Source organism: Tabrizicola flagellatus (assembly GCF_046295235.1).
GTDB classification, from domain to species: domain Bacteria; phylum Pseudomonadota; class Alphaproteobacteria; order Rhodobacterales; family Rhodobacteraceae; genus Tabrizicola; species Tabrizicola flagellata_A.
Genome location: NZ_JBKBLV010000008.1, coordinates 34,341 through 52,130, shown reverse-complemented (window position 1 = coordinate 52,130; position 17,790 = coordinate 34,341). Strand labels below are relative to the sequence as shown.

Annotated in this window: 16 protein-coding genes; 2 read left to right on the top strand and 14 right to left on the bottom strand. The window is 67.3% G+C overall.

The window, feature by feature from the left end:
* The first annotated feature begins 43 nt into the window (after positions 1-43).
* The gene (locus ACK4IU_RS04875) at positions 44-1,960 is read left to right on the top strand and encodes an alkaline phosphatase PhoX (protein ID WP_409732224.1); all 1,917 of its coding nucleotides are present in this window, start codon (positions 44-46) and stop codon (positions 1,958-1,960) included.
* A 70-nt stretch (positions 1,961-2,030) separates the two neighbouring features.
* On the opposite strand, the gene thyX is transcribed toward ACK4IU_RS04875, so the two are convergent.
* Positions 2,031-2,936 (bottom strand): FAD-dependent thymidylate synthase, encoded by a 906-nt coding sequence (thyX, locus tag ACK4IU_RS04870; RefSeq protein ID WP_409732222.1) that lies wholly within the window; start codon positions 2,934-2,936, stop codon positions 2,031-2,033.
* A gap of 86 nt (positions 2,937-3,022) precedes the next feature.
* Between thyX and ACK4IU_RS04865 the strand changes: the two genes are divergently transcribed.
* Positions 3,023-3,451, top strand: a complete 429-nt coding sequence (locus ACK4IU_RS04865) for a VOC family protein (RefSeq protein WP_409732220.1) — start codon at positions 3,023-3,025, stop codon at positions 3,449-3,451.
* 41 nt (positions 3,452-3,492) lie between these two features.
* Here the strand turns inward: ACK4IU_RS04865 and ACK4IU_RS04860 are convergent, their stop codons facing one another.
* The 13 genes from ACK4IU_RS04860 to bchB form a co-directional block, all read right to left on the bottom strand.
* Positions 3,493-3,939 (bottom strand): c-type cytochrome, encoded by a 447-nt coding sequence (locus ACK4IU_RS04860; protein WP_409732218.1) that lies wholly within the window; start codon positions 3,937-3,939, stop codon positions 3,493-3,495.
* Between the two features lie 88 nt (positions 3,940-4,027).
* The gene (hemA, locus tag ACK4IU_RS04855) at positions 4,028-5,242 is read right to left on the bottom strand and encodes a 5-aminolevulinate synthase (RefSeq protein WP_409732216.1); all 1,215 of its coding nucleotides are present in this window, start codon (positions 5,240-5,242) and stop codon (positions 4,028-4,030) included.
* 14 nt (positions 5,243-5,256) lie between these two features.
* The gene (gene puhE, locus ACK4IU_RS04850; protein ID WP_409732214.1) at positions 5,257-6,051 is read right to left on the bottom strand and encodes a putative photosynthetic complex assembly protein PuhE; all 795 of its coding nucleotides are present in this window, start codon (positions 6,049-6,051) and stop codon (positions 5,257-5,259) included.
* Between the two features lie 94 nt (positions 6,052-6,145).
* Positions 6,146-7,240 (bottom strand): magnesium-protoporphyrin IX monomethyl ester (oxidative) cyclase, encoded by a 1,095-nt coding sequence (acsF, locus tag ACK4IU_RS04845; protein WP_409732212.1) that lies wholly within the window; start codon positions 7,238-7,240, stop codon positions 6,146-6,148.
* A complete protein-coding gene (locus tag ACK4IU_RS04840; RefSeq protein ID WP_409732210.1) occupies positions 7,237-7,533 on the bottom strand; it encodes a hypothetical protein in 297 nt (98 codons plus the stop codon). The genes acsF and ACK4IU_RS04840 overlap by 4 nt, the downstream gene beginning before the upstream one ends.
* Before the next feature lie 12 nt (positions 7,534-7,545).
* Positions 7,546-8,010, bottom strand: a complete 465-nt coding sequence (puhC, locus tag ACK4IU_RS04835) for a photosynthetic complex assembly protein PuhC (protein WP_409732208.1) — start codon at positions 8,008-8,010, stop codon at positions 7,546-7,548.
* A 9-nt stretch (positions 8,011-8,019) separates the two neighbouring features.
* Positions 8,020-8,658, bottom strand: coding sequence for a photosynthetic complex putative assembly protein PuhB (gene puhB, locus ACK4IU_RS04830; RefSeq protein WP_409732206.1), 639 nt, complete (start codon positions 8,656-8,658; stop codon positions 8,020-8,022).
* Positions 8,659-8,723: 65 nt separating this feature from the next.
* Positions 8,724-9,488 (bottom strand): photosynthetic reaction center subunit H, encoded by a 765-nt coding sequence (gene puhA / locus ACK4IU_RS04825; protein ID WP_149588146.1) that lies wholly within the window; start codon positions 9,486-9,488, stop codon positions 8,724-8,726.
* 17 nt (positions 9,489-9,505) lie between these two features.
* A complete protein-coding gene (locus ACK4IU_RS04820; protein ID WP_409732204.1) occupies positions 9,506-10,939 on the bottom strand; it encodes a PucC family protein in 1,434 nt (477 codons plus the stop codon).
* On the bottom strand, positions 10,936-11,604 hold the full coding sequence (bchM, locus tag ACK4IU_RS04815; RefSeq protein ID WP_409732202.1) for a magnesium protoporphyrin IX methyltransferase: 669 nt from the start codon (positions 11,602-11,604) through the stop codon (positions 10,936-10,938). Before bchM ends, ACK4IU_RS04820 begins: the two co-directional genes overlap by 4 nt.
* The gene (gene bchL, locus ACK4IU_RS04810) at positions 11,604-12,506 is read right to left on the bottom strand and encodes a ferredoxin:protochlorophyllide reductase (ATP-dependent) iron-sulfur ATP-binding protein (RefSeq protein WP_409732200.1); all 903 of its coding nucleotides are present in this window, start codon (positions 12,504-12,506) and stop codon (positions 11,604-11,606) included. The genes bchM and bchL overlap by 1 nt, the downstream gene beginning before the upstream one ends.
* A 25-nt stretch (positions 12,507-12,531) precedes the next feature.
* Complete coding sequence (locus ACK4IU_RS04805) at positions 12,532-16,113, bottom strand: magnesium chelatase subunit H (protein WP_409732198.1); 3,582 nt, start codon at positions 16,111-16,113, stop codon at positions 12,532-12,534.
* Positions 16,103-17,659, bottom strand: a complete 1,557-nt coding sequence (gene bchB, locus ACK4IU_RS04800) for a ferredoxin:protochlorophyllide reductase (ATP-dependent) subunit B (RefSeq protein ID WP_409732196.1) — start codon at positions 17,657-17,659, stop codon at positions 16,103-16,105. Before bchB ends, ACK4IU_RS04805 begins: the two co-directional genes overlap by 11 nt.
* Between the last annotated feature and the right edge of the window lie 131 nt (positions 17,660-17,790).

The window sequence follows — 17,790 nt, the reverse complement described above, 5'->3', positions numbered from 1 at the left end:
GCGACCTAATCCAGACGGGCACAGCAACCTTGAGGAGTCGCCGATGCGCACTACTGCTGCTTACCTGCTTTTGTCCACCTCCTTGCTTGCGACCGGGGCCCTGGCCCAGTCGATCGAGAAAGTCGAGTGGATCGGGTCGAAACACCCCGAAACCCTGTCGGAAATGGCGGACATGTTCACCACGGCCCGCGTTCGCACCACCTGGTCGGACGGTTCCGTCACCGAACAGCCGCTGTCCTACGAGATGGTTATGACCAATCGCGACCGGGTGGGCAGCAATGCCAGCCCCATGGGCACGATCTATGACGCCAACATGCGTCCGATCCCCGATCCGACCGATTTTTCGCAGCCGCTGGTCTCGGAACAGCCGGACGGCTCGATGCTGGCCAACATCGGTGGCAAGCTGTACCTCGTGAACCAGTTCGAATATGACTGGCTGCTGGCCGACGGTTCTGCCGCGGACGACCACCCGAGCTACAAGTTCAAGCATGCCAATGGCGAGGACGGCAGCTGGAACGACAACATGCCCGCCACGATGCTGCTGACCGAAGTGATGCAGGACCCGGCGACCGGCAAGTTGACCCCGGTTGCCCAGCGTCCGGTCGACTTTTCGGAGGTCAAGGGGCTGGGCGTGGCCTGCAACGCGAACACGACGCCGTGGGGCACCTTCCTGTCGTCGGAAGAAAACTACACGGTCGATGCCCGGCAGATCGAGGCTGACCGCGCAGTGGACCCCTCGGGCCGCAGCGACAACCTGGGCGGTTTCTCGCATCTCTACCATGGCGGGCGCGAGCTGGCCTCGCCCTACTGGCGCGGCATCACGCCGGAAATCCGGATCGGTGCCGATGGCGCAACCCATGTCGTGAAGCATTTCGCCATGGGCCGCGGCACCTACGAGCTGGCGCAGGTTCTGGGCGACCAGCGCACGCTGATCACCGCGCATGACGGCGACGCGCGCCACATGACGATGTTCGTGGCCGACCGCGCGGGCGATCTGTCCTCGGGCACGCTCTATGCCGCCAAGCTGGAGCAGAAATCGGCCGAGAACGGCGGCAGTTTCGATCTGAAATGGATCAAGCTTGGCCGCACCAGCGATGACGAGATCAAGGCGCTCGTCGAGGGCGGCATCAAGTTCTCGGACATCTTCGAGGCCTCGGATGCCCCGGCGGAAGGGTTTGTCGAAGTGTTTGCCGGCAACTCGAAAACCCCGGAATACCTGAAGGTCAAGAACCCGCTGGCGGCCGCCTTCCTGGAAACCATGCGCTACACCTCCTACATGGGCGGCACGACCGAGTTCAACAAGGCCGAGGGCCTCGCCTACGACCCCGAAGGCAACCGCGCCTTCCTGGCCGTGACCGACATCTCGAAAGGGATGGAAGAAGGCGTGACCTCGGGCACGGCGGGGGACCACATCCGTCTGGCCAAGGTCAAGGCCGGTGCGGTCTACGCCATGCCGCTGGCCGGCGGCCAGATTGACACCGACGGCAACCCGATCGACAGCGCCTATGTTCCGGTGTCGATGGCCGTGCCGCAGGGTCTGCTGGGTCTCGATCTTGCCGACGCGGACGCGTGGGGCAATACGGCGGACCTGGCGCATATCGCCAACCCCGACAACCTTTACTGGTCGTCGGCATACAAGACCCTGTTCATCGGCGAGGACTCGACCAAGGGCCACCTGAACAACGTGCTCTGGGCCTGGCAGGACGGAATGGAACTGCCGGTTCCGCTGATGACCGCCCCGGCCGGCGCCGAGCTGACCGGGCTGCGCCTGCACGAGAACGTCGGCGGCCATGCCTATGCACTGACCAACGCGCAGCACCTCGGCGACTTCGCTCTGGACGAGAAGTTCCCGCTGCGCGACGCGCTGATGCCGGTGGTCGAGGCGAAATGGGGCGACCGTCAGATCTCGCCGCTGGGCTATGTCAAGGGCATGCCGGCGGTCGGTGGTCTGACCAACTGATCGGTCAAGGCCGGAAAGACAGGGGGGCGCCCGGCAGTCCGGGCGCCCCCAAGTCGTCTGGTTCGGCACGTCAGCCCCAAACCTCCACAAACTCCCGCCACTCGCCCCTGCTCATGCCGGAGTCCTCCTGGCCAACCGTCTCCCCGGCCAGCCGCCGCTTCAGCACCGCAATCGCCTTGGCCGACAGCGTCACTCCCCCCATCCGGTAGTCCTCGAACGCACCAAACGCCAGCGGCACCCAGTCCTTCACGCAGGCCGCAATCGCCTCCGCGTAGACGCGGATTTCGTATTGGGCATGGGGGTCGGCGCGCAGGCGGAGGAAGTGGAAGAGGTTGTGCAGGTCCACCTTCCAGTACCACTGGGTGTAGATGTTGGCGGGGAGGTTCATGCGGGCAAGCTCTCGGGCAAGGCCCTGCTGGCCGTCCTGGGAGAGCATCGCCTCGTAATGGTCATAGGCGCGGTTGGCGTCGGATTTCAAAAGCTCGAGGACGCGGGCCGCTTCCTCGCCGGTCAGAACCTCGCCCCGGCCCTGGTTATTGACGGTGGACTGCGCGGCGAGGTGTTCGGGGGCGGGGATGTAGAACTCGCGGTCGAGGATCGAGTAGCGGGCGGAGTATTCGTTGACGTTCGCCGTGCGGTGGCGGATCCACTGACGGGCGACGAAGACCGGCAGTTTGACATGCAGCTTGATCTCGCACATCTCGAAGGGGGTGGAGTGCCAGTGGCGCATCAGGTAGCGGATCAGGCCCTCGTCGTTCTGGACGTGCTTGGTGCCCGCCCCATATGACACCCGGGCGGCCTGGACGATGGCGCTGTCGTCGCCCATGTAGTCGATGACGCGGATGAAGCCGTGGTCGAGGACGGGATGGGCGCGGTAGAGATGCGCCTCCATGCCGGGGCTGACGGTGCGGAGCGTGGGGCGTGGCGTGGCGCGTGCGGCCTCGATCTCGGCCTGTTGTTCGGGGGTCAGCGGCATGGCGGGCTCCGTAATGACGAGTCGGTTGTGACTATAGCTTGCGTGTGCGGGGCGTGATACCGCTAGATGAATGGATGGAGGCAAGCATGACGATCAGGTATCTGCACACGATGGTGCGCGTGAAGGATCTGGAGAAGTCGATGGCGTTCTACAGGCTTCTGGGCCTGAAGGAGACGCGGCGGCACGAAAGCGAGCAGGGACGGTTCACGCTGGTGTTCATGGCACCTCCGGGGCAGGAGGACTGTCCGATCGAGCTGACCTACAACTGGGACGGGGACACCGGCCTGCCATCGGACAGCCGGCACTTCGGGCACCTGGCCTATGAGGTGGACGACATCTATGCGATGTGCGAGCACCTGCAGAAGCACGGCGTGCTGATCAACCGGCCGCCGCGGGACGGGCGGATGGCCTTTGTCCGCAGCCCGGACAACGTGTCGATCGAGTTGTTGCAGAGGGGTGCGGCGAAGGCCCCGGCAGAGCCTTGGGCCAGCATGGCCTCGACCGGCCACTGGTAGGAGGCGGGCCCGCCGCCCGGAAGCGGGGGCGGGCCGTTCGATCAGTTGGTGGCCGGGGCGGGCGAGAGCGAGGCGATGTAGGCCCAGACGTTGCGCGCGTCCTCTTCCTTCGGCAGCTTGAACGTCATCTTGGACTTGGCCTTCTTGTCGCCAAGCTTGTCCTGCAGGAATTTCGCGGGATCGGCGACATAGGTCACGAAATCCGCCTCGTTCCAGGCAAAGCCCGTGGCCCCCAGGGCGACGATGGAGTCACCATACTTGAAGTCGGGGTAGGTGCCGGCGGTGCGGCCCGGCAGACCATAGAGGTTGGGGCCGGTCTTGCCCGCCTTGCCGGCCAGCACTTCGCCGGCCTCGTTCACCACCATGTGGCAGGTCTGGCACTTGTTGAAGACCTTTTCTCCGGCCGCGGCGTCGCCGGTGGGGGCGTCCTGCGCGAAGGCGGGGGCGGCGACCAGGGCAAGGGCTGCGGCGGTAAGCGAGAGTCTCATGGGTTCCTCCGGGGTGTTGGCGGCCTTATGACATGATCCGCCGCTGTTGAAAGGCAAGGGCGATGGGAACACTTCGGCGCGAGATGGCCTATGCGACCGCGTGGGCGATGGCGCAGCGGCTCCAGAGCGAGGAAAGCGCGGCGATCAGATGGGCGATGTCCTCGGCCGAATGCAGCGGGCCGGGGGTGATGCGCAGCCGTTCGGTGCCCTTGGGGACGGTCGGGTAGTTGATCGGCTGGACGTAGATGCCCCAGTCGGCCATCAGCATGTCCGAGATCATCCGGCACTTCACCGGGTCGCCGATCATCACCGGGATGATGTGGCTTTCGTTGCGCATGTGCGGGATGCCGTGGGCATCGAGCTGGGCGCGGACCTTCGCCACGTTCGCCTTCTGGCGCGCGCGTTCCTGATCCGAGGTCTTGAGGTGGCGGATCGAGGTCGCGGCGGCCGCAGCGCAGGCGGGGGGGAGCGCGGTGGTGAAGATGAACCCGCTGGCAAAGCTGCGGACGAAGTCGATCAGTTCGGCGCGTGCGGTGATGTAGCCGCCGACGACGCCGAAGGCCTTGCCGAGCGTGCCCTCGATCACGTCGATCCGGTGGGCTAAGCCGCGCTCTTCGCTGACGCCGCCGCCGCGCGGGCCATACATGCCGACGGCGTGGACCTCGTCGATGTAGGACAGCGCGCCGTGGGCCTCGCAGACCTCGACGATCTCGCGGATGGGCGCGATGTCGCCGTCCATGGAATAGACGCTCTCAAACGCCACGATCTTCGGGCGGTCGCCGACGGCGTGAAGTTTCCGGTCGAGGTCGCGCCAGTCATTGTGCTTCCAGATCACCTTGTCGGCGCGCGAGTGGCGGATGCCTTCGATCATGGAGGCGTGGTTCTTTTCGTCCGACAGGATCACCGCGTTCGGGATCTGCGCGCCCAGCGTGGACAGAGCGGCCCAGTTCGAAACGTAGCCCGAGGTGAAGAGAAGCGCCCCCTCTTTCCCGTGCAGGTCGGCGAGTTCGCGTTCCAGCATGACGTGGTGGTGGTTGGTGCCCGAGATGTTGCGGGTGCCGCCCGCGCCGGTGCCGCAGGTCTGCACGGCCTCGACCATCGCGGCCACCACGTCGGGGTGCTGGCCCATGCCCAGGTAGTCGTTCGAGCACCAGATCGTCACTTCATCCTTGGTCCCGTCGGCGCGGTGGCGTTCGGCCCTGGGAAAGCTGCCGCAGCGTTTTTCCAGGTCGGCGAAGACGCGGTAGTTGCCCTCGGACTTGAGGGCGGCGAGGCGGTCCTGGAAGTAGGTGGCGAAGTCCATTGGCGTGCTTCCTGTCAGGTGTCGTGTTTCGTTGGGACGGTGGGGGCTTCGGGAAGCATCCAGCGCCAGAGTTTCTGGTCGGGGATCGGCACGACCATGAAGAGGTGTTCGATCAGGGCAAGGGCGGTGAGGACGGAGAGGAGGAGGTAGCCGATGAAGGGGGCGTCCGAGGTCGCGCTGGCGGCCTGGGCGGCCCACCAGCCGGTGGCGAGCGCGAGCGCGGCGATGGAAAGCGGCAGGAGGGCCGTCGCGCGGGCCTTGCGGAAGTGGCTGGCGATATGGGCGAGCGGTTTCGGCAGGAATTCCACGTTGATGCGCGGCGCGCCGAGGAAGAGGTTCAGCTTGGCCAGGACCCGGGCGAAGAACAGCGTGGCGAAGGTCAGCGCCGATAAGGGGTTCGGGGCATTCAGCGTGAGGTGGGTCAGCGCCAGAAGGCCCGCAATCAGCGCGAATTCGTGCCAGAGGATCGAGCCTACGGCGCGCCAGATGCGTTCAGGCAGTTTCGCGTCGGGCGGGCAGGGCTTGCGGTGCGGGCCGGTGACAATGCCCGACAGGAACGCAAGCTCGATCCAGCCCCAGAAGGCCAGCGCCGACAGGAAGCCCATGTAGACCGACCCGACGGTTAGGCTGCCGGCCGAGGCATGCGCGCCCGCGACCCCGCCGACGAGGAGCGGCAGCCCGAGGAGGACGGACCAGAGGTGGTCGTCCGGTCCGCCCAGATCGGCGCGGCGCACGCGCCAGAGGATCAGCCCCGTCGAGGCCCACCAGAGGAAGATGGCCGAAAGGGCGATGATCCAGGGATTGGTCATGTGCGGCACCCCCGAAGGGATGCCGCACAGGATGCCGGGACGCGCCCATCCCGCATCCTACCGGCCGCTTGCGCGGCGGTATGATCCTGTGCGGTCAATACGACGGCTCCAGCCGCACCGAGACGGGCGGCGTGTTGGGCTTGACCGGAATCAGATAGAGCCGCGCGAAGGCGAGCGCCGCGCGGGTGGAAGCCGTGGCATGCGCGATGCGGCCTGCAAGACCGCCTTTGCGCTTGGCCTTCTCCATGTCGATCATCGCGGCGTTCATCCGGTTGAGTGCCGGAATCCAGGCCGGGTGGTCGATGTCGATCTCGATCGGAAAGACCTGCCGCGCGATGGTCGAGGTCTTGCGGAACACTTCCTGGTCGTACCAGTCGATGTCCACCCCCAGCGCCTTGTGGAAATCCTTCCGCGCGTGGTCGCGGACCCACATCGTCGAATAGACGGCGACCAGGAAGAACTTGATCCAGAGCTTGTTGTTCCAGCTCTGGGTCAGTTTCGGGTCGGTCCGCATGAGAAGCGCGAAGGCCTCGCCGTGGGAGAACTCGTCGTTGCACCATTCCCGGAACCACTTGAAGATCGGGTGGAAGCGGTGTTCGGGGTGGGCTTCGAGGTGCCGGAAGATGGTGATGTAGCGGGCGTAGCCGATCTTTTCCGAGAGATAAGTGGCGTAGTAGATGAACTTCGGCCGGAAGTAGGTGTATTTCTTGGCCTTGGTCAGGAAGCCCAGGTTCACTGCCACCCCCGCCTCGCGCAGGGCGTCGTTGATGAAGCCGGCGTGCCGCGCCTCGTCGCGCGACATGTAGCTGAACAGCTCGCAGATGTCGGGGTTGGTGCCGCGGCGCTTCATCTCCTTGTAGAGGACACAGCCGGAAAACTCGGCGGTGCAGGAGGAGACGAGGAAATCGATGAACTCGGCGCGGAGCGCGGGGTCCATGCCCTCCCAGTCCACATGGTCCCAGTCGGCGGTCTTCTTGAAATGGCCCTTGTTCGGGTCGGACTTCATCTGCGCCAGAAGCGCGTCCCATTCCTTGCGGACGGGGGTCACGTCGATGCGGTCCATCTCGTCGAAGTCGGTGGTGTAGAAGCGCGGGTTGAGAAGCGTCGTCTCCGTGGCCATCGCGGTGGTGTCGAAGGCGTCGGCCAGTTCGGAGTGGAGTTCCCCGTGGGTCGTGGTGGTGTCTTTCATTGCAGGAGCTCCTCGGAGAAGGAGAATTCGCAGAGTTCCATGAAGCCGAAATCGCCGGTCAGCCGGGTCCAGAGCCGTTCGAGGGCGCTGGCGCGGGTGATGGTGGCGGTGCGGTCCTCGACGATGACCTCGCCATAGGCGGCAAGGACGGGGGCGCCGTGGACCAGGACCTCGTCGCCCGGATAGACCACGGCGCCGTTGTTGAAGCGGACGTGGGCGTGCAGGCTTTCGAAGCGGTGGCTGACTTCGACCGTGCAGGGCACGGTTTCCTTCGCTTTGCTGAAGATACCCATGATTCCGTTCCCTTATTGTTGCAGCATGAGCCGCTCTACGGCGGCCTTGTTGTCGTTCCCGAAGGCGTAGAGTTCGATCGACGCCCCCGAGGCGGGGTCTTCGGCCACGAGGCGGCCGTTGTCGTAGCGCACCAGCCGGATCGGCGGGTTGCCCTGGACGCGCGCCACGGTGCGGGCGCGCTGGATGGCGTTCTGAATCACGGTGACGAAGCCGCCGTGGTCCATGTCGGCAATCAGGGTGCCGTCGGCCGCATAGACGGTGACGGCCTGGGCCGAGCGGCCTTCCAGGATCAGCGCGCGTTCGGCGACGACCTTGCCGGGGGCGGGCTGGCCCACGGGCGGGCGGCCGGTGAGGACGGCGAAGGTGGTGATCGCCAGCGCCGAGAGCGCAAGCGCGAGCATCGCCCAAAGGAGCGCCCGCGGGATCATCTCGCGTTCGGGGCTGGGGCGGTCGGCGAGAGCCTTGAGATAGGACATCGGACCCTCCTATTCCGCGGCCAGCGCGCCCTGCGGCGCGAAGGAGACGACGGGTTCGTTGACGCGGGTCTGGGCGGCGTCGGACAGGATCCGGGCCACGCGGGCGGCGTCGGGGATGCAGCGGAGGGCAGGCTGGACCTTGCGGGCGAAGCCGGGGCGGAGGTGCGGCCAGAGCGCGAGGTAAGAGATGTGCTGCCCCTCGACCAGTTCCAGCGCGATGGTGCCCGTGCCGCTGATCGGACGGGTCGCAAGCGAAGCGGCGGCGATCTTCGCGTAGGGAATGGTCCAGGTGACCTGAAGGGCCGCCCCGATGCGCAGGATCACGCGGTGGGAGGTGATCGAGTAGATCGCGGCCTTCGCCACGGCACGGGCCAGCAGGCGGACCAGCCCGTAGGCGGCCAGCGCCAGCACCAGACAGGGCAGGAACACCGCGACCGACCGGCCGAAGCCGCCATCGGCAAAGGCGGCAGAGGCACGCCAGACGGCGAGGACCAGAAGGTAGCCCAGAACCCAGTTCGCCTTGAACGCCTCACGCGCCAGCGCGGCGGGATCGGGGGAGCCTTGCCAGAGAAGATCCTCTCCCGGCGGCAGGGGTTTCGGAAGGCCGGGTTGCGGCTCGAAGTCGAAGTCCTTGTCACGGTCTGACATGGCAGACCCTTTCGCATCAGGGGTAAGACGAAGCGGCGCGGGCGCACGCCGCTTCCCTTTTCAGCTCAGAACCCGCGCTTGCGGCCCTTGGCATACATCCAGCCCGAGGCGACGTAGGCGGAGATCTTGTCCTCTTCGAGCTTGGTGACCGAGGTCAGGCTCTTGGTGGCCGGGATCCCGTCGAACAGGTCCGAGGTCAGTGCGTTGATCCGCACCCGGTCGGCCCAGATCTTGCACATGGTCATCGGCACCAGGCGCGAGGACCCGGAGTTCAGGTCGATCTCCAGGTAGCGCACCAGCTGTTCCGGCACGTCCACCCACATCTCCTTGACCCGACCGACGACCTCCAGATCGCCCGCCTGCACCGGTAGTCCGCGCGGATCCCGCCCGGCGCTGACGATCATGTCTTCGACCTGGGACATCGGCTTCAGCTTGGCGTGGCCGTGCGCGTCCAGCTCCGGCTCGTCCCGGCGCGGCACCCAGGAGGCGGGGCCGACGCCGTCGAGCATCGGGTTGCCGGTGGGGATCAGCGGGAAGCCCTCGGACCCAGAGGGGACGAGGGCGAGGTCGGTGCGGCGATGCGCGGCCTCGTTCTCCGCGGAGGGAACGGTGACGGTCCCCCTGCCCAGCGGCAGGAGGAAGGTCTTGGGTTTCGGTAGGGGATAGATCGCCTGGTTCGAGGCGGGGGTGCCGTCCTCGTTCTCGAAGGGGAAGCCTTCGCGCATGTTCTCGGTCTGGAGATAGTAGATGAGCAGCGCAAAGAAGCCCCAGAAGAGCCAGATCGCCAGCGAGGCGAGGTCGAAGTTTCCGAAGAAGGTGACACCAACCATTCAGAGGTCCTCCGTTGTCAGGTTGGGAATTCGGTCAGCCGCAAGCCTGGCTGGCCTTGGTCCGGTTTTGCGTCAGGGATGCCGAGCCGAACCAGCGGTCCGAGCGCGGCGAGGGTCAGGAAGAGCAGGGCGATCTCGACGTGGTAGACCACGGTGTAGCCAAGGCTGACATCGTGGACCGGGCCGAAGAGACCCGCGTCGACAAGGTGGTTCACGGCATCGCGCAGGATGCCGCCGGTCAGGATGGCAAGCCCGGCGGCGGTGGCCTGGGCCGAGCCCCAGGCGCCGAGGATCAGGCCTGCGCCAAGGTCGCCTTGCGTGCGGGCCATGGCAGCGTTGAGCGTGGAAAGGCCGAAAACCCCGTTGCCGAGGCCGATGGCGAAGGCCCCGGCGTAGAACAGGGGCCAGCTTTCCAGCGGGCTGGCGAAGATCACGGCGGAAAAGGCGGCGATGCCGGTCAGGAGGCCGGTTGCCGACTGCCGGTAGGGGTCGGCGCCGCGGGAGAGACGCCTCGTGGCCCAGAGGAAACCGCTCAGCGCCCCCAGCGCCCAGAGCGCGGTCAGCACGGTGGTGGCCGAGACCGACAGGCCGAGGACCTGGCCGCCGTAGGGCTCCAGCAGCACGTCCTGCATGTTGAAGGCCAGCGTGCCGAGGAACACCACGACGAGCAGCCGCCGCGCGCCATCCTGCTGCATCAGCTCACGCCAGGCACCCGAGAAGGACGGACGCGGCGCCTCGCGTTCGGCCCTGGACATCGGGCGGACCCGTTCCTGTTTCCAGAAGGCGATGATGTTGAGGATCAGGGTCGCCGCGCCGCAGCCCTGCACGACCTGCACCAGCCAGATCGGTTCGTAGTTGCGCAGAAGGAAGCCCACGATCAGGGCCGAGATGCCCATGCCGCAGAGGTAGAGGATGTAGAGCATGGCGACGACGCGGGGCCGCGTCTCCTCGGTCGCGCGGTCGGCGGCAAGCGCGAGGCCCGCGGTCTGGACCATGTGCATGCCGAGGCCGGCCATCAGGAAGGCGACGGCGGCCAGCGCCTCGCCGGCCCAGGCCGGGCCCTTGAACTGGTCGCCGGACAGGACGATCAGCGCGAAGGGCATGACGGCAAGCCCGCCCATCTGCCAGAGCGAGCCGAACCAGAGATAGGGGATGCGCTTCCAGCCGAGCGCGCTGCGGTAGGTGTCCGAGCGGTGGCCGAGAAGGGCGCGGAACGGCGCGACGAGGACGGGAATCGAGATCATCAGCGCGACGACCATCGCCGGCACCGACAGTTCCACGATCATCACCCGGTTCAGCGTGCCCAGAAGCAGCACCTGCGCCATGCCGACGGACACCTGGAACAGCGCCAGCCGCCACAGCTGGCCAAGCGGCAGGTCCTCGGAGGCCGCGTCCGCGAAGGGCATCCAGCGGGCCCCCAGTCTGGCGACATCTTTCCGGCGGAGAATCATGGGCGATGCTCCAGTGCTTCGGAAATGTAGAAGCCCGAGGTGATGCGCCCGACCTTCGTGAGGCTGCCGGGGCAGTGCCGGGCGAGACGGGCGGCGTCGTGCGGGACCATGGTGGGTGAGCGGTCGGAACGCGGGAAGACCTTGCCCAGCGTCCAGAAGGCCATCAGGAACGGCGTGCGCGGCGCGACGGTGAAGACGATGCCTTCCGCGGTGCGCTGCGACAGGTTGCCCAGCACGCGGCCGATGTCGGCGTCGCGGTAGTAGATCAGGCTGTCCATCGCCATCACGAAGTCGAACCGGCCGAGCGCGGGGTCCGACATGTCCCCGGCGCGGAAGTCCACCTGCCCGGCTTGCGCGGGGTGCAGGCGGCGTCTTGCGATGTCGATCAGCTGGGGCGAGATGTCCACGCCGACCACCTGCGCCCCGCGCTGGGCCAGCTCGGCGGCCATGGCGCCGGTGCCGCAGCCCGCGTCCAGCACCCGCGCGCCGCGCAGATCGTCCGGCAGACGCGACAGCATCAGGGCACGCATCCGGTCGCGGCCCTTGCGCACGGTCTCGCGGATGCGGCTGACCTTCTCATGGCTCGTCAGCCGCTCCCACGTCTGGGTCGCGGTGCGGTCGAAATAGGTTTCGACCCGGTCGCGGGTGAGGCCGTAGTCGGACATCAATCGAATCCCAGCAGTTCGAAGATTTCGCGGTCGGGCAGCGGTTCGGGCGAGGAGCCCTCGCCGCCCACGGACCGCCAGAGCGTGTCGGCCAGCCGCAGGTATTCGGCGCGGGCGGCCAGGATGTCGGGCTCGTCGTCCATCTCGAACAGCGTCTTCTTCTTCAGGCGCGAGCGGCGGATGGCGTCGATGTCGGGCATGTGGGCAAGGCGGTTGAACCCGACACGTTCGCAGTAGCGGTCCACCTCGTTGGTCTCGCGGCTCCGGTTCGCCACGCAGCCCGCGAGCCGGACCTTGTAGTTGCCGGACTTGGCCTGCACGGCAGCGATGATGCGGTTCATCGCGTAGATGGAATCGAAGTCGTTGGCGGTGACGATCACCGCGCGGTCGGCGTGTTGCAGGGGGGCGGCAAAGCCGCCGCAGACCACGTCGCCAAGGACATCGAAGATCACCACGTCGGTGTCTTCCAGCAGGTGGTGCTGTTTCAGAAGCTTGACGGTCTGGCCGACGACGTAGCCGCCACAACCGGTGCCCGCGGGTGGTCCGCCTGCCTCGACGCATTTCACGCCGTTCCAGCCGTCCGCGATGTAATCCTCGGGGCGGAGTTCCTCGGCATGGAAATCGACTTCCTTCAGGATGTCGATGACGGTGGGTTGCAGGCGGCCGGTCAGGGTGAAGGTGGAATCGTGCTTCGGGTCGCAGCCGATTTGCAGCACGCGCTTGCCCATGACCGAGAAGGCGGCGGACAGGTTCGAAGAGGTGGTGGACTTGCCGATCCCGCCCTTGCCGTAGACCGAGAACACCTTGGCGCCCTCGATCCTTACTCTGGGGTCAAGCTGGACCTGGACGGAGCCTTCGCCGTCGAGGCCGCGGAGGTTCGGAATTTCGTCGCGCGGGCTCATGTGGTGGCCCCTTTCATAAAAGGTGTCATTCGGCGGCGATCCCTTCGAGGCGATCCTCAAGCTCGTCGGCGGCCTGTTGCAGCGCGGCAAGCGTGGCGGGATCGGGTGTCCAGTAGGCACGGTCCGAGGCCTCCAGCAGGCGCTGGGCCATGCGGGAGGAGGCTTCGGGGTTCAGCGCGGCGAGGCGCCGGCGCATGGCTTCGTCGGTGACGAAGGTCTCGGTCAGGCGCTGGTAGACCCAGGGTTCCACGGTGCCGGTGGTGGCGGACCAGCCGAAGGTGTTGGAAATCTGCGCCTCGATCTGGCGGACGCCCTCGGCCCCGTGGCGCAGGAGACCCTCGAAGAACTTCGGGTTCAACGAGCGCGCGCGGGTTTCCAGCGCGATCTGGTCTGACAGCGTGCGGACCACGCCGCCGCCCCGCGTCTGGTCGCCGATGTAGACCGGCGTGTCCTGGCCGCCGCGCGCGCGTTTGACGGCGCGGGCGATGCCGCCCAGCGTGTCGAAATAGTGATCGACCGAGGTGACGCCCAGTTCCACCGACTCGAGATTCTGGTAGGCGAGGTCAACGTCCTTGAGCGCCTTCTGCAGGAGCGCGGGATTGCCCCTGGCCTTGCCGTTCACGCCATAGGCAAAGCTCTTGCGGTTCTGGTAGGCGTCGGCCAGTTCGTCCTCGTCCCCGAAGGCGGAAGAGCCGACCAGGACATTGACGTTGGCGCCATAGGCCCCTTCGGCGTTGGAAAAGACGCGCAGCGCCGCGGTTTCCATGTCGCAGCCCATCTCGGCGGCATAGGCCAGCGCATGGGCGCGGATGAAGTTGAGGTGTTCGGGTTCCTCGGCGATGGCGGCCTTGTAGGCGGCCTCGGCGAGCATCCGGGTCTGCAGGGGCAGGAGGTCGCGGAAGATGCCGGAAAGCGTCATCACCACGTCGATCCGCGGGCGACCGAGGTCTTCCAGCGGGATCAGGTCGGCCCCGGCAAGGCGGCCGTAGCTGTCGAAACGGGGCTTCGCGCCGATCAGGGCAAGGGCCTGGGCGATGGGGCCGCCGTCGGACTTGATGTTGTCCGACCCCCAGAGGACCAGGGCCACGGTGCGGGGCAGGGTGGGGTGCGTGGCGAGGAGGCGGTCGGCTTGCGCCTTGCCATCGGCCAGCGCGAAGGCGGTGGGCATGCGGAACGGGTCGAAGGCGTGGATGTTGCGGCCCGTGGGCAGGATCTGCGGCGAGCGGATCAGGTCGCCGCCCGGGACCGGAGAGATGAAGCGGCCGGAGAGGGCGCGGAGGAGGGCGGGGATTTCGGTTTGGGTCTGAAGGTGCTGGGCTGCTTGGGCGCGGGCCTCAGCGTCGTCGGGCATCAGCGCGAGGTATTCGGCGCGCTGGGCCTCGGTCATCGGGCGGCCGAGGACGTGGAGGCCGTCGGTGATGAGGGCGCCTTCGGTTTCCAGCAGTTTCAGCCAGAGGGTTTCGAGGTCGGAGGCGTCCATGTCGACGGCCTTCGCCTGTTCGGCGATGAGGAGGCTCAGGTCGTCGCGGTCGGGGGCGTCCGGCGAGAGCGCGCGGAAGCGGGTGAGGCTGTCTTTCAGGTCCGCAAGCCCCTTGTAGAGGCCGGATTGCGCCAGGGGCGGGGTCAGGTGGGTGACGGTGACGGCGTTCGACCTGCGCTTGGCCAGCGTCGCCTCGGACGGGTTGTTCGCGGCGTAGAGGTAGACGTTCGGCAGGTTGCCGATCAGGCGGTCGGGCCAGCATTTTTCCGACAGGCCCGCCTGCTTGCCGGGCATGAATTCCAGGGCACCGTGCATTCCGAAATGGAGCAGCACGTCGGCGCCGAAACCCTTTTTCATCCAGTCGTAGAAGGCGGTGAAGGCGTGGGTCGGGGCGAAGCCTTTCTCGAAGAGAAGGCGCATCGGGTCGCCTTCGTAGCCGAAGACGGGCTGGATGCCGACGAAGACGTTTCCGAACTGGCGGCCGAGGACGAAGACATCGGCCCCGTCCGATTGCGCGCGGCCGGGGGCGGGGCCCCAGACCTTTTCGGTCTCGGCCAGCCAGCGGCTGCGGCGGACGATCTCGCGCGCGGGGATGCGGGCGGCGACGTTGGCGGGCTGTCCGAAGGCTGCGGCGTTGCCGTTCAGGACGGCGTCGCGGAGGGCCTCGACCGTGTCGGGCGGGGCGACGTCATAGCCTTCGGCCCGCATGGCGTGGAGGGTGTTGAGAAGGCTTTCGAAGACGCCGAGGTAGGCGGCGGTGCCGACGGCGCCGGCGTTCGGCGGGAAGCCGTAGAGGACGATGCCGACCTTGCGTTTGGCAACCTCAGAGCGGCGGAGCGAGGCGAGGCGGAAGACTTTTTCCGCAAGCGTCTCGATGCGTTCGGAGCAGGGGGCCATGACGCGGGAGGTCGCGTCGGCCGGTGCGGGGCAGTTCCTGGCGCAGCCCTGGCAGCCGCCGGCGTCGTGACGGCCGGCGAAGACGGTGGGGTTGGTCGCGCCGTCGATTTCCGGCAGCGCGATGAGCATGGTGGTTTCCACCGGGCCGAGGCCGCCGTCGGTGGCGGCCCATTGGCCGAGCGTCTGGAATTCGAGCGGATGCGCGGCGACGTAGGGCACGTCGAGGGCTTCCAGCGCGGCGATGGCGGCGGGGCTGTCGTTGTAGGCGGGGCCGCCGACGAGGGAGAAGCCGGTGAGGGAGACGAGGGCGTCGATCCTTCCGCCCGACATGAAGGCGTCGATGGCGGGGCGGCCGTCGAGGCCCGCGGCAAAGGCGGGGACGACGGCAAGGCCGCGGGCCTCGAAGGCGCGGATGACGGCGTCGTAATGCGCGGTGTCCGAGGCGAGGATGTAGGAGCGCAGCATCAGGAGGCCGACGGTGGCCACGGGCTGATCGGGGCGCGGAAGCTGGGCGGGGTCGGTGAAGACCCGGGCCGGGTGGTCGGGGTGGTAGAGGCCGACATCGGGGTAGTCCACGGGCGCGGCGGCCTTGACCTTGCGCCAGTCGCGATTGGGCGCATAGCGGCTGACGAGGAAGCGGACCATGCTTTCGATGTTGTCGTCCGACCCGCCCAGCCAGTACTGCATCGACAGGAACCAGGCGCGCATGTCCTGGGCCTTGCCGGGGATGAAGCGGAGGATCTTCGGGAGCCGGCGCAGCATCGCCATCTGCTTTTCGCCCGAGGAGCCGGAGGGCGACTTGGTGCCGCGCAGCTTCTTGAGGAAGGCCATCGCGCCCGAGGCGGGGAGCGACATGTCGAGGTCGCCCATTTTCGTGAGTTTCACGATCTGCGGGTCGGAGATGATGCCGACGCAGGCGTCGAGCTGGTCGCGGCGGGCCTGGATCTGGGGAAGGATCCGGGTGAGGTGTTCTTCCAGGAAGATCAGGTTGGCGACGATGATGTTGGCTTGCGCTATGTCGGCGTGGGCGCGGGCGAGGGCGGCGGGGTTCTCGGCCCATTCGGCGGCGGCATGCACGGAAATGGCGATGCCGGGGAAGTCTTTCGCCAGCCGTCCGGCGACGCGCTGGGCGGGGCCTGCGGCGTGGGCGTCGAGGGTGACGATGACGAAGTGGTAAAGGTCCGCCGGGGCGGTCTGGGCTTCGTGCGATGTGTAGCGGTCATCGCGCATAATGGGCCTTGGCCTCGTAGAGGGTTTCGATGCTGATTTGCGTCACGCCCTTCTCGGCGGCGTATTTCTCGGTGTTGCGACGGGCCTTGGCGCGGACGAAGAAGGGGATCTTCTTCAGCTCGCGCTCGGCGTCGGGGAGCCAGTGGAGGGCGTGGGCCAGGGCCTGTGCGGCCTCGATCATCTGCGTCGCGGCGTCGGGCGTGGGTTCGAGGATCTGTTGCGCCGGGGCCGGGGTGGCCTTGCCGCCGTGGTGGCTGGGGCCGGCGGCATCGTGGAACTCGAAATCCTCGCGGAACATGGTGAGGAGGTGTTCCTCAAGCCCCATGACGAGGGGGTGAATCCAGGTGTCGAAGAGGACGTTCGCGCCTTCGAAGCCCATCTGCGGCGAGTAGCGGGCGGGGAAGTCCTGGACGTGGACGGGGGCCGAGATCACGGCGCAGGCGATGCCGAGGCGCTTGGCGATGTGGCGTTCCATCTGGGTGCCGAGGATCAGCTCTGGTGCTGCGGCGATGATGGCGGCCTCGACCTCGAGATAGTCGTCGGAGATCAGCGCCTCGATCCCGTAGTCCTTGGCGCAGGCGCGCATCGGGCGGGCGAATTCGCGGTTGTAACAGCCGAGGCCCACGACCTCGAAGCCGATTTCCCTGGACGCCACGCGGGCGGCGGCCATCGCGTGGGTGGCGTCGCCGAAGATGAAGACGCGCTTGCCGGTGAGGTAGGTCGAGTCGACCGAGGCCGACCACCAGGGCTGGCGGAGGTTCCTTTCGTCAACCTTGGCGCTGACGCCCGCCAGGGCGGCGACCTCGGCAATGAAGTCTCGGGTGGCATGGGCGCCGATCGGGATGGTCCTGGTCCATGGCTGGCTGTGGGTCTTTTCCAGCCAGCGGGCGGCGCCCTCGCCGGTTTCGGGGTAGAGGAGGACGTTGAAATGCGCGGCAGGGAGGCGCTTCAGATCCTCGGGGCTCGCGTCGAGGGGCGCGGCGACGTTCACCGCGATGCCCATTTGCGCGAGGAGTCCGGTGATCTCGGCCACGTCGTCGCGGTGGCGGAAGCCAAGCGCGGTGGCGCCGAGGATGTTGCAGGAGACCTCGGCGGTCCGGTCGCAAGGCTGGGCCAGGGCGCGGGTGAGGGCGAGGAAGGTTTCGTCCGCGCCGAAGTTTTCCTTGCGGGAGTAGCTGGGCAGGTCGAGGGGGACCACGGGGCAGGGGAGACCCAGCGTCGAGGCGAGGCCGCCGGGGTCGTCCTGGATGAGTTCGGCGGTGCAGGAGGTGCCGACGATCATCGCTTGCGGCTGGAAGCGGTCGAAGGCACCTTGCGCGGCGCGTTTGAAGAGCGTGGCGGTATCGGCGCCGAGGTCGGAGGCCTGGAAGGTGGTGAAGGTGACCGGCGGGCGGTGGTTGCGCCGTTCGATCATCGTGAAGAGGAGGTCGGCGTAGGTGTCGCCCTGCGGGGCGTGAAGGACGTAGTGGACGCCCTTCATCCCCGTGGCGACGCGCATTGCGCCGACATGCGGGGGGCCTTCGTAGGTCCAGAGGGTGAGTTTCATGTCGCGGCCCCCGTGGTCGAGGGTGCGCCTGGGGCCGGCCGGGTGCCCCCCCACCCCATCCCTCCCCCACCGGGGGGGAGGGAGGCGCGGGTTGCGGCGGTCTTCGCGGACCGGATGCGGCAGGCGGCTCC

Excerpts from the sequence above, each read along its gene's own strand:
- ACK4IU_RS04875 (WP_409732224.1), top strand. The coding sequence starts at position 44 with ATGCGCACTACTGCTGCTTACCTGCTTTTGTCCACCTCCTTGCTTGCG.
- thyX (WP_409732222.1), bottom strand. The coding sequence starts at position 2,936 with ATGCCGCTGACCCCCGAACAACAGGCCGAGATCGAGGCCGCACGCGCC.
- ACK4IU_RS04865 (WP_409732220.1), top strand. The coding sequence starts at position 3,023 with ATGACGATCAGGTATCTGCACACGATGGTGCGCGTGAAGGATCTGGAG.
- ACK4IU_RS04860 (WP_409732218.1), bottom strand. The coding sequence starts at position 3,939 with ATGAGACTCTCGCTTACCGCCGCAGCCCTTGCCCTGGTCGCCGCCCCC.
- hemA (WP_409732216.1), bottom strand. The coding sequence starts at position 5,242 with ATGGACTTCGCCACCTACTTCCAGGACCGCCTCGCCGCCCTCAAGTCC.
- puhE (WP_409732214.1), bottom strand. The coding sequence starts at position 6,051 with ATGACCAATCCCTGGATCATCGCCCTTTCGGCCATCTTCCTCTGGTGG.
- acsF (WP_409732212.1), bottom strand. The coding sequence starts at position 7,240 with ATGAAAGACACCACCACGACCCACGGGGAACTCCACTCCGAACTGGCC.
- ACK4IU_RS04840 (WP_409732210.1), bottom strand. The coding sequence starts at position 7,533 with ATGGGTATCTTCAGCAAAGCGAAGGAAACCGTGCCCTGCACGGTCGAA.
- puhC (WP_409732208.1), bottom strand. The coding sequence starts at position 8,010 with ATGTCCTATCTCAAGGCTCTCGCCGACCGCCCCAGCCCCGAACGCGAG.
- puhB (WP_409732206.1), bottom strand. The coding sequence starts at position 8,658 with ATGTCAGACCGTGACAAGGACTTCGACTTCGAGCCGCAACCCGGCCTT.
- puhA (WP_149588146.1), bottom strand. The coding sequence starts at position 9,488 with ATGGTTGGTGTCACCTTCTTCGGAAACTTCGACCTCGCCTCGCTGGCG.
- ACK4IU_RS04820 (WP_409732204.1), bottom strand. The coding sequence starts at position 10,939 with ATGATTCTCCGCCGGAAAGATGTCGCCAGACTGGGGGCCCGCTGGATG.
- bchM (WP_409732202.1), bottom strand. The coding sequence starts at position 11,604 with ATGTCCGACTACGGCCTCACCCGCGACCGGGTCGAAACCTATTTCGAC.
- bchL (WP_409732200.1), bottom strand. The coding sequence starts at position 12,506 with ATGAGCCCGCGCGACGAAATTCCGAACCTCCGCGGCCTCGACGGCGAA.
- ACK4IU_RS04805 (WP_409732198.1), bottom strand. The coding sequence starts at position 16,113 with ATGCGCGATGACCGCTACACATCGCACGAAGCCCAGACCGCCCCGGCG.
- bchB (WP_409732196.1), bottom strand. The coding sequence starts at position 17,659 with ATGAAACTCACCCTCTGGACCTACGAAGGCCCCCCGCATGTCGGCGCA.